Raw genomic sequence first — 13,850 nt, 5'->3', positions numbered from 1 at the left:
AATACCGTCATGAAAAATTCAGAGATAAAATCTTTAAGTATAGAGGATTTAAAAGAAAAATTGGCAGAGGAACAAGAGTCACTTGTTAAGCTGAAGTTTGCTCATGCTATTTCTCCAATAGAAAATCCTATGAAGCTCAAGCAGTCAAGGAAACTGATTGCCCGCTATAAAACGGAAATTAGAGCCAAAGAAATAAATTCATAATATTATTATCCAATGGTGACCAGGAATCTTAGAAAAGAAAGAATAGGGAAAGTTACTAGTAATAAAATGTCTAAGTCTATTACTGTAGCTGTAGTTAGAAAGGTAAAACACCCTATGTATGGTAAATTCGTTACCAGGACTACCAAGCTTACGGCGCATGATGAGAAAAATGAGTGTGGTATCGGTGATACCGTTAAAATCATGGAAACGCGCCCGCTGAGTAAAATGAAGCGTTGGAGATTAGTAGAAATTATCGAAAGAGCCAAGTAATATGATACAGCAAGAATCAAGACTTAACGTCGCAGATAATAGTGGTGCCAAAGAAGTACTCGTGATTAGAGTATTGGGTGGTACCAAGAAAAAATATGCCAGTATTGGCGATAAAGTTGTGGTTACGGTAAAGTCAGCTCTTAGTTCAAGTAGTCTTAAAAAAGGAACTGTATCCAGAGCTGTTATTGTAAGGACCAAGAAAGAAGTTAGAAGGCTGGATGGCTCTTATATACGTTTCGCTGATAATGCGGTTGTTCTGCTTAATAATAACGATGAGCCTAGGGGTACTCGTATTTTCGGACCGGTTGCCAGAGAACTTAGGGAAAAACAATTTATGAAAATAGTTTCATTGGCACCTGAAGTTTTATAATTATGAAAAAGCAAAATAAGTTTCATATAAAAAGAGGTGATACTGTTAAAGTACTTACCGGAGACAACAAAAATAATACTGGTATAGTAAAAGTTATCCTTCCAAAAGATAACAAAGCTATTGTAGAAGGAGTGAATATTGTTTCCAAGCATGTCAAGCCTGATGCTTCTAACCCTAATGGCGGTATTGTTAAAAAAGAAGCACCAGTTCACATAAGCAATCTAATGCTTATCGATCCGGCCACCAACGAACCTACCAGAGTTGGAAGAAAACTGGATAAAAATAATAAGTTACAAAGGTATTCTAAAAAAACTGGGGAGATCATAAACAATGGCTAATCCGAGGTTAAAAGATAAATACGTAAAAGAAATTGTCCCTCAGCTGAAAGAAAAGTTTCAGTATAAGTCAATTATGCAGGTACCAAAAATCACTAAGGTGGTTATTAATAAAGGTATCGGTGCTGCTGTTGCCGACAAAAAATTAGTCGACATTGGGGTAGATGAGCTTTCATTGATCGCTGGTCAAAAAGCTGTAGCAACTAAGTCTAAGAAGGCGATCTCAAACTTTAAGTTAAGAGAGAATATGCCTATTGGAGCAAAAGTTACTTTACGTGGCGAGATCATGTATGAATTTATCGACCGTTTAATGACTGTAGCGCTACCAAGGGTAAGGGACTTTAGAGGTGTTAACGACAAAGGTTTTGATGGTAGAGGAAACTATACCTTAGGCGTAAAGGAGCAGATTATATTCCCTGAAATCAGTATTGACAAAGTAGCAAAAATATCTGGTATGGATATTACTTTTGTAACGACAGCAACTACTGATGAAGAAAGCTTTGAGCTTCTTAAATCATTAGGTATGCCTTTTGCATCTGGAAAAAAATAATTGAATTAAACTTGTACTTATACAATGGCTAAAGAATCAGTAAAAGCTAGAGAAAGAAAAAGAGCAAAACTTGTTGCTAAATATGCAGAGAAAAGAGCTGCATTGAAAGCTGCAGGTGACTATCGTGGCCTTGACAAGCTTCCCAAAAATGCATCTCCAGTTAGATTGCATAACAGATGTAAGATAACTGGAAGACCTAAGGGATATATGAGAAAGTTTGGTATTTCCAGAGTAACTTTTAGAGAAATGGCTTCCGCAGGAAAAATTCCAGGTGTTACAAAAGCAAGCTGGTAAATTTTTTCTCCTTAAAGTTTTATTTTCAAAAAATAATACGTAGGTTTGCAGCCCTGTTTCGGGGCTTATTCTTTTTGAGAATAATTTATATAATTAAGATAATACAAGAAAAGCAGTTTTAATTAATTGAGATAATGACTGATCCAATTGCAGATTTGTTGACCAGGATACGGAATGCTATAAGTGCTCATCATCGTATTCTTGAAGTGCCTGCTTCTAACATAAAGAAAGAAATCGTAAAGGTACTATATGACAAAGGATATATTCAAAGCTATAAATTTGAAGATTCATCTGTCCAAGGTACGATAAAAATAGCATTAAAGTATAATCCAAGGACTAAACAATCAGCTATTGTTAGTCTTGAAAGGGTTAGTACTCCAGGTCTTAGGAAATATACTTCTGCAGAAGATATGCCTAGGGTTTTAAATGGCCTCGGTGTTGCTATTTTGTCTACTTCTAAAGGAATTATCACCGACAAGGAAGCAAGGCAAATGAACATAGGTGGTGAAGTGTTATGTTACGTCTATTAAGTTTATTTGAGTTATGTCACGTATAGGAAAAAAACCAATTGTTCTTCCTGCAAAAGTAGAGCTTACTGTAGATGCGGATAATAAAGTTGAGGTGAAAGGCCCGAAGGGAAGCCTAACACTTGACATGGATGCTGATATCACCTTAGAAGTAGTTGATCAAGAAGTTCTTGTTAAAAGACCAACTGAACAAAAGCGTCATAAAGCACTTCACGGTCTATATAGATCATTAATCAACAACATGGTAACAGGTGTAAACGAGGGGTACAAAACCCAGTTAGAGCTTGTCGGTGTTGGATATAAAGCTACGGTTAATGGAGGTGTTTTAGAGCTTAGCTTAGGGTACTCACACAGTATATTTATGGCTTTACCTCCTGATGTTAAAGCTACAGCTGTTACTGAGAAAGGTAAGAACCCTATTATAACACTAGAAGCTATTGACAAACAGTTGCTTGGTCATGTTTCTTCCAAAATAAAATCATTACGTAGGGTTGAGCCTTACAAAGGTAAAGGTATTAGGTTTGTTGGAGAAAATGTTAGAAGAAAAGCTGGTAAAACTGCTGCTAAATAACTAAAGTAATGGCATCACAAAAAGATTTAAGAAGATTAAAAATCCGTAGGAGTATCAGAAAGAAAGTTTCTGGTACTGGAAATAAGCCTAGATTATCAGTATACAGGAGCAATAAAGGTATTTATGCCCAAATTATTGACGATCTTAAAGGACATACACTTGTAAGCGCCTCTGTATCAGAATTATCTAATTCAAAAGGCACTAAAGTTGAATTAAGTAAAGGTGTTGGACAACTTCTTGCTGAGAAAGCGGTTAGTAATGGTATCTCTGAAGTAATATTTGACAGAGGAGGTTACCTATATCATGGTAGGGTAAAAGCATTGGCAGATGGCGCCAGAGAGGGTGGTCTTAAATTCTAAATATTATGTCTCAAGTGAATATCAGATCAGTAAAAGCTAGCGAAATAGACCTTAAAGAAAGGGTTGTATCTATTCAGCGTGTAGCAAAAGTAGTTAAAGGTGGTAGAAGATTTAGTTTTTCAGCTATCGTGGTTGTTGGAGACAACAATGGTGTTGTAGGTTATGGACTTGGTAAAGCCAATGAAGTTACTGATGCTATTACTAAAGGTATAGATGATGCCAAAAAGAACCTTATAAAAGTACCAGTATTAAAAGGTACCATCCCACATGAAGTTCTTGGTAAATATAGTGGCGGTTTTGTTCTTTTAAAGCCAGCCTCTCCAGGTACTGGTGTTATAGCAGGAGGTGCTATGCGTGCGGTACTTGAAAGTGCAGGTGTTAAGGATGTTTTAGCTAAATCAAAAGGGTCATCTAACCCGCACAATGTTGTTAAGGCTACATTTAATGCCTTAGTTAAAATGAGAGCTCCACACGTAGTTGCTGAACAAAGGGGAGTTTCTTTGTCAAAAGTTTTTAATGGATAATCAAATGGCAAAAGTAAAAATTACCCAGATTAAAAGTACAATTGACAGACCAGAGGTTCAGAAACGTACTATCAAGGCTCTTGGACTTGGAAGAATCAATAAAAGTGTCCAGGTGGAGTTAACTCCTCAAATCCAAGGCATGATCAACAAAGTGCATCATTTAGTTGCAGTTAACAACGCCTAATACGGCGCAGTGATATTACTCTTTGAAACTTTTTTAAAGGAAAAAATATTATGAATCTTAGTTCATTAAAACCAGCAGCTGGGTCTGTTAAAAATAAAAAAAGAATAGGACGTGGTCCTGGTTCTGGCAGAGGAGGAACTTCTACTAGAGGTCATAAAGGTGCTAAATCTAGATCTGGTTACTCTGTAAAAGGTGGTTTTGAAGGTGGTCAGATGCCTCTTCAAAGACGTATACCTAAGTTTGGATTCAAAAGCCCAAATAGAGTAGAATATAAAGCAATCAACCTAGATGCACTTCAAAATTTAGCTGAAAAAGCATCAGTTGATACTATTGATGTTGATGTTCTTGTCAACAATGGACTAATGTCAAAAAATGACAAAGTCAAGGTGTTAGGAAGAGGAGAGATTACTAAAAAACTGGAAGTAAAAGTTCATGCGTTTTCTTCTTCTGCTGTTAAAGCTATTGAAAAAGCAGGCGGGAAAGCAGTTACTCTTTAATTGATGAAAAAATTTATTCAGACCATACGTGATATCTTCTCTATAGAAGATCTGAGAATAAGAATATTGAATACACTCGGGTATTTGGTAATCTTTCGTCTCGGGTCTTTTGTAGTATTACCCGGTGTTAACCCTGATACAGTCGGAGCAGCACAGGATAATAATATTCTTGGTCTCTTTGATACTTTATTAGGAGGAGCATTTAGTAATGTTTCTGTCTTTGGATTAGGTATCATGCCATATATATCTGCATCTATTGTTATGCAGCTCTTAACTTTTGCAGTTCCTACATTTCAGAAAATGCAAAAGGAAGGGGATTCTGGTAGAAAAAAAATTAATCAAATTACCAGGGTACTAACTGTAGCAATCTGTTTGGCTCAAGGAATTGGCTATCTTTCTGCTACTGTTACACCAGATATGTTATATCCTGGAGGTGATACGGTCTTAATGAACGCTACCAGGTTAATTGTGCTTGTTTCAGGTACAATTTTCACCATGTGGTTGGGAGAGAAAATTACTGACAGAGGGATAGGAAATGGTATTTCTATGCTAATTATGATCGGTATTATATCTAGATTTCCTCAAGCCATTATAATTGAAGCATTAGCAAGAGAACTATCAGGTGCTTTCATTTTCTTAATTGAAATGGTTGCCTTGTTCTTTGTTATCATGGGCGTTGTTATGCTCACGCAAGCGATAAGAAAGATTCCTGTTCAATATGCAAAGCAGGTGGTTGGAAATAAAGTATACGGTGGTCAAAGACAGTATATACCTTTAAAGGTTATTGCAGCAGGTGTTATGCCAATTATATTTGCTCAATCTATTATGTTCCTCCCAGCTATGATAGCTTCTATATGGGCAGACACTAGTGACTTGGCTGGATCTATCGGAGCTACATTTGCAGACTTTACTTCGTGGCAATATAATGTGGTGTTTGCCATATTGATTATATTGTTCACTTTCTTCTACACCGCCCTAACGGTTAATCCAAATCAAATTGCGGATGACCTGAAGAGAAATGGGGGATTTGTTCCAGGTGTAAAACCAGGAAAAGCTACATCTGAGTTTATTGACAGTGTTTTATCAAAAATAACTTTGCCTGGTTCTGTATTCCTTGCGGTAGTTGCCATATTACCAGCTATTGCAGCAGTAACTGGTATTACCAGAGAATTTTCGTATTTTTACGGAGGAACATCCTTGCTTATCATGGTAAGTGTTATTCTTGATACTATTCAGCAAATAGATAGCTATCTGTTGATGAGAAATTATGAAGGAATGATGAAATCTGGCCGCTTGAAAGGCAGATCATCTAACAATATTGCAGCTGCGTCCTAATGATCTTTTATAAGACAGAAGAAGAAATTGATCTAATACGGCAAAGTGCTCAAGTTTTAGGTAAAGCGCACGCTGAAGTTGCCAAGTTAATTAAACCTGGCATTACTACAAATGAACTTGATAAATGTGCTTACGATTTTATCTTAAGCCAAGGTGGAAAACCTTCCTTCAAAGGTTATAATGGTTTCCCTGGTTCATTATGTATTTCAGTAAATGAAGTCGTTGTTCATGGAATCCCAGGAGATTATACCTTAAAAGAAGGTGATATTATATCAATCGACTGTGGTGTATTCTTAAATGGATTTCATAGTGACAGTGCATATACATATACTGTAGGTAATGTCGACGAAGAAGTAAAAGCCTTATTGCGTGCTACGAAAGAATCGCTCTATTTAGCTATTGAACAGGCTGTAGTTGGTAATAGGATAGGAGATATTGGCTTTGCAGTTCAAAATTATGTGGAAAATAAAGGGTATACTGTAGTTAGGGAGCTTGTTGGGCATGGCCTAGGGAGATCTTTACATGAGTCACCTGAGGTGCCAAATTATGGAAAGAGGGGAAAAGGTTTTAAATTGCAGGAAGGTTTGGTTCTTGCTATAGAGCCGATGGTTAATTTAGGCAAAAAGAACATAGTTCAGGAACAAGACGGTTGGACCATCAGAACAAGTGATAGAAAACCTTCTGCACATTTTGAACATACTGTAGTTGTACGTAAGAATGAAGCAGAAGTTTTGACAACTTTTGATTATATAGAAGAAATAATAGGGAGAAATTAATGGCAAAACAGTCATCAATAGAACAAGACGGAACTATCATAGAAGCATTATCCAATGCAATGTTTAGAGTGGAACTTGAGAATGGACATCAAGTTATAGCGCACATTTCCGGTAAAATGAGGATGAACTATATTAAAATTTTGCCTGGGGACAGGATCAAGCTTGAAATGTCTCCATATGATCTAACTAAAGGAAGAATAGTATACAGATATAAATAAAACAGTAATGAAAGTTAAAGCATCTGTTAAGAAGAGAAGTGTTGACTGTAAAGTCATAAGACGTAATGGCAAAATTTACGTCATCAATAAAAAGAATCCAAGGTTTAAACAAAGACAAGGTTAATACGCTATGGCTAGAATTGCTGGGGTAGATATTCCCGACAACAAGCGCGGTGAGGTTTCGCTTACATACATATTTGGAATCGGGCGCAGATCCGCACAACAAATCCTTACAAAGGCTTCCATAGACTGGAACAAGAAAGTTAGCGAATGGACAGAAGAAGAGTCTATTGCTATACGTAATATCATCAGTCAGGAATTCAAAGTTGAAGGTGTTCTTAAGTCTGAGGTGCAATTAAGTATTAAGCGTTTGCTTGATATTGGTTGTTACAGAGGCCTTAGGCATAGAAAAGGGCTGCCAGTAAGAGGTCAGCGTACTAAGAATAACTGTAGGACCAGAAAAGGTAAGCGTAAAACTGTTGCTAACAAGAAGAAAGCTACTAAATAATAATTAAGGTTATGGCTCAACAAGCAAGTAAGAGAAAAGATAAGGCTAAGAAGCGTGTGGTAGTGGTTGAACCTATGGGTCAAGCACATATTAAATCTACATTTAATAATATCATCATATCTTTGACCAATAGTTCAGGTCAGGTTATATCATGGGCTTCTGCCGGAAAAATGGGTTTCAGGGGGTCAAAAAAGAATACTCCTTATGCAGCTCAAGTTGCTGCTCAGAATTGTGCACAGACCGCTTATGATCTTGGGTTAAGAAAAGTAGAGGTTTTTGTTAAAGGACCTGGTTCCGGAAGGGAATCTGCTATCAGAACTTTACAGAATTCAGGTATAGAAGTTACCATGATCAAAGATGTAACTCCTCTTCCGCATAATGGTTGCAGACCTCCAAAGAGAAGGAGGGTATAAACTTCTATAACTTTTACAGATTATATAAATATTACAATGGCTAGATTTAGAGGACCAAAAACGAAAGTTTCCAGAAAATATAATGAGCCTATTTTCGGATCAAATAAAGCTTTGCAGAAAAAGCCTTATGGTCCGGGTATGCATGGCAGAGGGCGTAGAAGAAAACAATCTGAATACGCTGTTCAATTGGCTGAGAAGCAAAAAGTAAAGTATATTTATGGGCTGTTGGAAAAACAGTTCGCCAATCTCTTTGACAAAGCAGCGAGAAGAGAAGGTATCACTGGTGAAAACCTTTTGAAGTATCTTGAGTCAAGATTGGATAATGCAGTATATAGATTAGGGATTGCTCCAACAAGAAGGGCAGCCAGACAACTTGTTCTTCATAAGCATATCAAAGTGAATGGAGAAATAGTTAATATTCCTTCTTATACACTGGTTCCTGGTGACATTGTTTCAGTAAGAGAAAAGTCCAAGTCTCTTGAGGCTATTACAGACAGTCTTTCTGGAAGAGGTGCCAAGAAGTTCAGCTGGTTCGAATGGGATCAAGGCTCTATGGCGGGCAAGTATGTATCTTACCCTCAGAGAGATGAAATTCCTGAAAAAATTCAGGAACAATTGATTGTCGAGCTTTATTCGAAATAATTAATTTTTTTCCGGAAATCTTTTAAACTGATTACCTATGTCTATATTAGCATTTCAAATGCCTGAAAAAGTGGTTATGGAAAAAGCAGACGATTTCCATGGTCTGTTTGAATTCAAACCACTAGAGAAGGGGTATGGTGTCACCATTGGTAATGCTTTAAGAAGAATTTTACTTTCTTCTCTGGAAGGACATGCTATTACCGGCATTAAAATTCCGGGTGTTCTCCATGAATTTTCATCTATCGAAGGGGTTAAAGAAGATGTTACAGAAATCATCTTGAACCTTAAAATGGTGAGATTCAAAAAAATATCTGAGGCCAACGAAAATAAAATCGTTGTTTCTCTTAAAAAACAAGAAGTTTTTAAAGCTGGTGATATTGAAAAATTCACTACTGGTTATAAAGTTCTTAATCCTGACTTTGTTATTTGTCATCTTGACTCATCGGTCAATATTGATGTAGAGCTAAACTTAGAAAAGGGTAGAGGATATGTTCCGGCAGAGGAAAATAAACCTAGTGAGCAGGTTTTTGGATATATTCCTATTGACGCTATTTTTACTCCTATTAAGAATGTAAAATATAGCGTAGAGAATACTAGGGTAGAGCAAAAAACTGACTACGAAAAACTTTTATTAGAAATACAAACCGACGGATCAATACATCCAGAAGATGCATTGAAAGGTGCTGCCAATATTTTGATCAAGCATTTTATGCTGTTCTCTGATCAGAATATGACATTTGAAACCGCTAAGCCAGAAGAGCAAGAAACTGTAGATGAAGAGTATCTTCACATGCGTAAGTTATTGAAGACTTCTCTCAACGACCTTGATCTTTCTGTAAGAGCATACAACTGTCTTAAAGCTGCAGATATTAAAACGCTTGGCGACCTTGCAAAATTGAATCTTCAGGACATGATGAAGTTCCGTAATTTCGGAAAGAAATCTCTTGCGGAGCTTGAACAGCTAATTGCAGACAAGAACCTTCATTTCGGAATGGACCTGTCGAAATATAAACTTGATGAGGATTAACAATAATGAGACACGGAAAGAAATTTAACCACTTAGGAAGAACCGCTTCGCATAGAAGAGCGTTGCTTTCAAATATGGCTTCTTCTTTGATTTTGCACAAAAGAATCTCAACGACTGTTGCTAAAGCTAAAGAGTTGAGGAAGTATGTAGAGCCTCTTTTAACTAAAGCAAAGACTGATTCTACACATTCAAGAAGAACGGTTTTTTCTTACCTGCAAGACAAAGAGTCTGTTCGCGAACTTTTTGACCAGGTATCTCAGAAAATCGCCGAAAGACAAGGAGGGTATACCAGAATTATTAAAACGGGTGCCAGACTTGGTGACAACGCAGAAATGTGCCTTATAGAGCTTGTAGACTATAATGATCTTTATAGTCGTGGAGCAGGAAAAGAGGCTGGAAAAGCTAAAACTCGTAGAAGCCGTAGAAGAAAATCTTCTGGATCTGCTGAAGCTAAAGAAACTTCCGCTGCGTCTTCATCTGAACCAAAAGCTAAAAGTAAAGATGTTGAAAAACCAGCTTCTGCTGAGTCTAAATCTTCTAATACTGAAGGCTCTGAAAAAGAATAACTATATATACAATATATATTGTTTATTAGGATTAAAAAGGATTTGACTTTTGTCATATCCTTTTTTTATTTTGTAAAAAGTAGTTATGATGGAAAATCAAAGTCGCCGAGAGGCCTACCTTATGCTTGAGGATGGCACATTGTTTAAAGGTACTGCTGTTGGGAAAGTAGGAACAACTACCGGTGAAATTTGTTTTAACACTGGTATGACTGGTTACCAGGAGATATATACGGATCCTTCATACTTTGGTCAAATCATTGTTAATACCACTACCCATATAGGTAACTACGGTGTCATGAATGAAGAGCAGGAGTCTGATTCTGTTAAGTTCAGTGGTTTAGTTTGCAAGTCTTTTTCCGAACTTTATTCTCGAAAAATTGCTGATTCTTCTCTCCAGGAATATTTCGAAAATCAAAATATAGTAGGTATTGCTAATGTTGATACACGTCAACTAGTTAGATATATCCGTAGTAAGGGGGGGATGAATGCTGTCATATCTTCTGAAGTTGCTGATGTTGATAAACTTAGAGAGACAGTCAACAAAACGCCTTCTATGAAAGGACTTGAACTCTCCTCTAAAGTTTTCACTAATGAACCTTATTATTTTGGCGATCCAAACTCCCCTTATAGAATTGCGGTTTTGGACTTGGGTATTAAAAAAAGTATATTGAAAAACTTTATAGAGAGAGGTTGTTATTGTAAAGTTTTTCCAGGAAATACTTCTTTTGAGGAAATGCAAGCTTGGAACCCTAGTGGTTATTTTATTTCTAATGGACCTGGCGACCCTGCTGCCACTAAATATGCTATTAATACTGTTAAAGATATTTTAAAGGTTGAAACCCCTTTATTTGGAATTTGCCTAGGGCATCAAGTCTTGGCAGAAGCGAATGGAATTACTACTTTTAAAATGCACCATGGCCACAGAGGACTTAACCATCCTGTAAAGAACCTTATTACAGGAAAATGTGAAGTTACTTCGCAAAATCACGGTTTTAGCGTTAACTTGGATGATGTAAAGAAAAACCCTGATGTGGAGGTGACACATATTAACTTGAATGACAATACAGTTGAAGGTATACGTTTGAAAAACAAAAAAGCATTCTCTGTACAGTATCACCCAGAATCTTCTCCAGGCCCTCACGATTCGAGGTATCTTTTTGATGATTTTGTTTCACTGCTTAAATAAGAATTTTTTATATAACCAAAGAAAACAATGAGCTACATTGAAGAAATCAAAGCCCGTCAGATTTTTGACTCTAGAGGTAATCCTACTGTTGAAGTAGATGTTTATACCGAAACTGGTATTTTAGGAAGGGCTGCTGTCCCTTCTGGTGCTTCTACCGGAAAACATGAAGCTGTAGAACTTCGTGACGGCGATAAGTCTGCTTATATGGGTAAATCTGTGTTGAAAGCAATACAGAATGTTAATGACAAAATTGCCCCTGAACTTATTGGTATGTCCATCTTCGAGCAAAATTTGCTTGACAAGATGATGATCGACCTAGACGGGTCTGAGAACAAAGGTAATTTAGGTGCAAATGCCATCTTAGGTGTTTCTTTAGCTATCGCTAAAGCTGCGGCGGAAGAAACTGGTATTCCTTTGTATCGTTACATCGGTGGTGTTAGCGCCAATACGCTTCCTGTACCTATGATGAACATCATGAATGGTGGTAGCCACGCTGATAACTCAATCGACTTTCAGGAGTTTATGATTATGCCTACTGGTGCTTCTTCTTTCAGAGAAGCAATGAAGATGGGCTCAGAAGTATTCCATCATTTGGCTAAAGTGCTTAAATCTAAAGGAATGTCTACTAACGTAGGTGATGAAGGTGGTTTTGCCCCTAATATCCCTTCTAACGACGAAGCACTTCAAACTATCCTTCAGGCAATTGAATCTGCAGGTTACAGACCTGGAGAAGATATATTCATTGCTATGGATGCAGCTACTTCTGAATTCTATGATCCTGAAACTAAACTTTACCACTTAAAGAAATCAACTGGTGATAAGCTTACTTCTTCGGAAATGGCTAACTTCTGGAAAGAATGGGTTGATAAGTATCCTATTATTTCTATTGAAGATGGCATGGATGAGGATGACTGGGATGGCTGGAAAGAGCTTACTGAGTTAGTAGGAGACAAAGTTCAACTTGTAGGAGATGACCTTTTTGTTACTAATGTTAATAGATTGCAAAAAGGAATAGACCAAAATATCGCTAACTCTATTCTTATAAAAGTTAACCAAATTGGTTCTTTGTCTGAAACTATTAATGCAGTTAACCTTGCTAAGAAAAACAGTTATACAAGTGTTATGTCTCACCGTTCTGGTGAAACAGAAGATACTACTATTGCTGATTTAGCAGTAGCGCTTAATACAGGTCAGATTAAAACTGGTTCTTGCTCTCGTTCTGATAGAATGGCTAAGTACAACCAGTTATTAAGGATAGAAGAAGAGTTGGAAGATGCGGCTATTTTCCTAGGTAAAAACTTCCGTAAATAATATTATCCTTCAATAAGTAAAAAAAGCCCCTGTATGGGGCTTTTTTTATGCGCTATTATTTTATAACTTTATATAACCTGAAATATGCTATAGAACCTTCTATTGCGTAGAAAAATAACTTCAATTCAGTCGCTTCGCTCACATTTGTGTCTTAACCATAGTGCTGCTATGCTATGCGACCCAAATGTGCTGATTTATTGTTATTTTGTTCTTTTGACGAAGTCTATCGCATAATTCAGGTAAATTGGGCTTAAATATTATTCGCTTATGAATTTCTCACAACTTTATAAAAAGTACCAACCTGTTGTAATTAACGGGTTTAAGAATTTCTATATAATGTTTGCCCTTTCTTTTTTTGTATGGATGCTTTTTTTCGATTCCAATGATTTTATTAGTCAATACCGTACTAGTAAAAATCTACGGGAAATGAAAAAGGAAAAAGCTTATTACGAGTCTAAAATTGAAGAAGTGAAAGATGAACAGGCTGCACTGTTTTCTGACCCTTCTCGTCTTGAAAAATTTGCTCGTGAAAATTATCGTATGAAAAAAGAAAATGAAGATGTTTTTATAATTGTAGAAGAGTAAGCTGTTGTTTACGACGCTTTGTTGATAATGTCTTTATAATTGGCTAATAACCTCTTGTAGGTTTAGTAGTTAATTATATAAAGGAAATGTGAAAGATATGAGGAAGTTGGTATGTGGAGTCCTTTTGATAGCAGGAGGGCTTAGCTTTTCTGCTAGTGATGCTAGGGTAGCTGACGTTTATAGTTACCATACTAGCGAAAAAGTTGAAGTTGATCCAGGAGATCGCCAAAAAAGGAAAGCCGAGAGAAATAAAAGGAAGCTTGAGCGGAAAGAGCAGCGTTTACTTCGCAAGCATAAGCGAAAAGCTAAAAGGCTAAAGAAAAAAAACAAAAGAAAGTATTTCAGAGGAAGAAAAAAAGAGGTCAAAAGAAATACAAGTCGTTTTGGCCCTTCACCTTTTAAATCTAAAAAGGAATATAATATTTGATTCAACAGGGGGGATTTAGTGGTCTGACTTCGACACTGTAACTTCAAAATTTAAAAGAACGGTCAGTCTGCCCTACGTTTCCAACCCAAGTAGTTTGTAAAGTCTTTTTAACCTGAAATATGCAATAAAAGAAATTTCTATTACATATTTCAGGTTATTTCTTATTCAGCA

At 36.6% G+C, this 13,850-nt stretch carries 25 protein-coding genes; all 25 read left to right on the top strand.

Annotated features, from left to right (window positions below; genetic code table 11):
- The first annotated feature begins 9 nt into the window (after positions 1-9).
- The 25 genes from rpmC to RCC89_18945 all read left to right on the top strand — a co-directional run bounded on the left by rpmC (position 10) and on the right by RCC89_18945 (position 13,679).
- Positions 10-204 carry a 50S ribosomal protein L29 gene (gene rpmC / locus RCC89_19065; GenBank protein ID WMJ75246.1) on the top strand — a complete coding sequence of 65 codons (195 nt, stop codon included), beginning with the start codon at positions 10-12 and terminating at the stop codon, positions 202-204.
- Between the two features lie 12 nt (positions 205-216).
- Positions 217-474 carry a 30S ribosomal protein S17 gene (gene rpsQ / locus RCC89_19060; GenBank protein ID WMJ75245.1) on the top strand — a complete coding sequence of 86 codons (258 nt, stop codon included), beginning with the start codon at positions 217-219 and terminating at the stop codon, positions 472-474.
- A 1-nt stretch (position 475) separates the two neighbouring features.
- Positions 476-844, top strand: coding sequence for a 50S ribosomal protein L14 (gene rplN, locus RCC89_19055; GenBank protein WMJ75244.1), 369 nt, complete (start codon positions 476-478; stop codon positions 842-844).
- 2 nt (positions 845-846) lie between these two features.
- Positions 847-1,182, top strand: coding sequence for a 50S ribosomal protein L24 (rplX, locus tag RCC89_19050; protein WMJ75243.1), 336 nt, complete (start codon positions 847-849; stop codon positions 1,180-1,182).
- A complete protein-coding gene (rplE, locus tag RCC89_19045) occupies positions 1,175-1,729 on the top strand; it encodes a 50S ribosomal protein L5 (GenBank protein WMJ75242.1) in 555 nt (184 codons plus the stop codon). The genes rplX and rplE overlap by 8 nt, the downstream gene beginning before the upstream one ends.
- Positions 1,730-1,753: 24 nt before the next feature.
- Complete coding sequence (rpsN, locus tag RCC89_19040; GenBank protein WMJ75241.1) at positions 1,754-2,023, top strand: 30S ribosomal protein S14; 270 nt, start codon at positions 1,754-1,756, stop codon at positions 2,021-2,023.
- A 134-nt stretch (positions 2,024-2,157) separates the two neighbouring features.
- Positions 2,158-2,553, top strand: a complete 396-nt coding sequence (rpsH, locus tag RCC89_19035; GenBank protein ID WMJ75240.1) for a 30S ribosomal protein S8 — start codon at positions 2,158-2,160, stop codon at positions 2,551-2,553.
- Between the two features lie 13 nt (positions 2,554-2,566).
- Positions 2,567-3,121 carry a 50S ribosomal protein L6 gene (gene rplF / locus RCC89_19030; protein ID WMJ75239.1) on the top strand — a complete coding sequence of 185 codons (555 nt, stop codon included), beginning with the start codon at positions 2,567-2,569 and terminating at the stop codon, positions 3,119-3,121.
- Between the two features lie 8 nt (positions 3,122-3,129).
- Positions 3,130-3,480 carry a 50S ribosomal protein L18 gene (rplR, locus tag RCC89_19025; protein WMJ75238.1) on the top strand — a complete coding sequence of 117 codons (351 nt, stop codon included), beginning with the start codon at positions 3,130-3,132 and terminating at the stop codon, positions 3,478-3,480.
- Between the two features lie 5 nt (positions 3,481-3,485).
- Positions 3,486-4,004 carry a 30S ribosomal protein S5 gene (gene rpsE / locus RCC89_19020; protein ID WMJ75237.1) on the top strand — a complete coding sequence of 173 codons (519 nt, stop codon included), beginning with the start codon at positions 3,486-3,488 and terminating at the stop codon, positions 4,002-4,004.
- A 4-nt stretch (positions 4,005-4,008) separates the two neighbouring features.
- Entirely contained in the window at positions 4,009-4,188 is a 180-nt protein-coding gene (rpmD, locus tag RCC89_19015; protein ID WMJ75676.1) for a 50S ribosomal protein L30, read from the top strand.
- Positions 4,189-4,238: 50 nt separating this feature from the next.
- The gene (gene rplO, locus RCC89_19010) at positions 4,239-4,685 is read left to right on the top strand and encodes a 50S ribosomal protein L15 (protein WMJ75236.1); all 447 of its coding nucleotides are present in this window, start codon (positions 4,239-4,241) and stop codon (positions 4,683-4,685) included.
- A 3-nt stretch (positions 4,686-4,688) separates the two neighbouring features.
- A complete protein-coding gene (gene secY, locus RCC89_19005; protein WMJ75235.1) occupies positions 4,689-6,020 on the top strand; it encodes a preprotein translocase subunit SecY in 1,332 nt (443 codons plus the stop codon).
- A complete protein-coding gene (map, locus tag RCC89_19000; GenBank protein ID WMJ75234.1) occupies positions 6,020-6,796 on the top strand; it encodes a type I methionyl aminopeptidase in 777 nt (258 codons plus the stop codon). Before secY ends, map begins: the two co-directional genes overlap by 1 nt.
- Positions 6,796-7,014 carry a translation initiation factor IF-1 gene (infA, locus tag RCC89_18995; GenBank protein WMJ75233.1) on the top strand — a complete coding sequence of 73 codons (219 nt, stop codon included), beginning with the start codon at positions 6,796-6,798 and terminating at the stop codon, positions 7,012-7,014. The genes map and infA overlap by 1 nt, the downstream gene beginning before the upstream one ends.
- Positions 7,015-7,021: 7 nt before the next feature.
- Positions 7,022-7,138: a 50S ribosomal protein L36 gene (rpmJ, locus tag RCC89_18990; GenBank protein ID WMJ75232.1), complete on the top strand. Its 117-nt coding sequence runs from the start codon at positions 7,022-7,024 to the stop codon at positions 7,136-7,138.
- A 6-nt stretch (positions 7,139-7,144) separates the two neighbouring features.
- Positions 7,145-7,522 (top strand): 30S ribosomal protein S13, encoded by a 378-nt coding sequence (rpsM, locus tag RCC89_18985; GenBank protein ID WMJ75231.1) that lies wholly within the window; start codon positions 7,145-7,147, stop codon positions 7,520-7,522.
- A gap of 11 nt (positions 7,523-7,533) precedes the next feature.
- Positions 7,534-7,935, top strand: coding sequence for a 30S ribosomal protein S11 (gene rpsK / locus RCC89_18980; GenBank protein ID WMJ75230.1), 402 nt, complete (start codon positions 7,534-7,536; stop codon positions 7,933-7,935).
- 36 nt (positions 7,936-7,971) lie between these two features.
- A complete protein-coding gene (gene rpsD, locus RCC89_18975; GenBank protein WMJ75229.1) occupies positions 7,972-8,577 on the top strand; it encodes a 30S ribosomal protein S4 in 606 nt (201 codons plus the stop codon).
- 37 nt (positions 8,578-8,614) lie between these two features.
- Positions 8,615-9,604, top strand: a complete 990-nt coding sequence (locus tag RCC89_18970) for a DNA-directed RNA polymerase subunit alpha (protein WMJ75228.1) — start codon at positions 8,615-8,617, stop codon at positions 9,602-9,604.
- 5 nt (positions 9,605-9,609) lie between these two features.
- On the top strand, positions 9,610-10,170 hold the full coding sequence (gene rplQ, locus RCC89_18965; protein WMJ75227.1) for a 50S ribosomal protein L17: 561 nt from the start codon (positions 9,610-9,612) through the stop codon (positions 10,168-10,170).
- Between the two features lie 88 nt (positions 10,171-10,258).
- The gene (gene carA, locus RCC89_18960) at positions 10,259-11,356 is read left to right on the top strand and encodes a glutamine-hydrolyzing carbamoyl-phosphate synthase small subunit (protein ID WMJ75675.1); all 1,098 of its coding nucleotides are present in this window, start codon (positions 10,259-10,261) and stop codon (positions 11,354-11,356) included.
- Between the two features lie 27 nt (positions 11,357-11,383).
- Positions 11,384-12,667: a phosphopyruvate hydratase gene (eno, locus tag RCC89_18955; protein WMJ75226.1), complete on the top strand. Its 1,284-nt coding sequence runs from the start codon at positions 11,384-11,386 to the stop codon at positions 12,665-12,667.
- A 267-nt stretch (positions 12,668-12,934) separates the two neighbouring features.
- Positions 12,935-13,252, top strand: coding sequence for a septum formation initiator family protein (locus RCC89_18950; protein ID WMJ75225.1), 318 nt, complete (start codon positions 12,935-12,937; stop codon positions 13,250-13,252).
- 97 nt (positions 13,253-13,349) lie between these two features.
- Positions 13,350-13,679: a hypothetical protein gene (locus RCC89_18945; GenBank protein ID WMJ75224.1), complete on the top strand. Its 330-nt coding sequence runs from the start codon at positions 13,350-13,352 to the stop codon at positions 13,677-13,679.
- The last annotated feature ends 171 nt before the right edge of the window (positions 13,680-13,850 follow it).

This window comes from Cytophagaceae bacterium ABcell3, from assembly GCA_030913385.1.
Taxonomy (GTDB): Bacteria; Bacteroidota; Bacteroidia; order Cytophagales; family Cytophagaceae; genus ABcell3.
The sequence above is the reverse complement of the archived record's forward strand: the minus strand, read 5'-3'. Positions and strand labels throughout refer to the sequence as shown.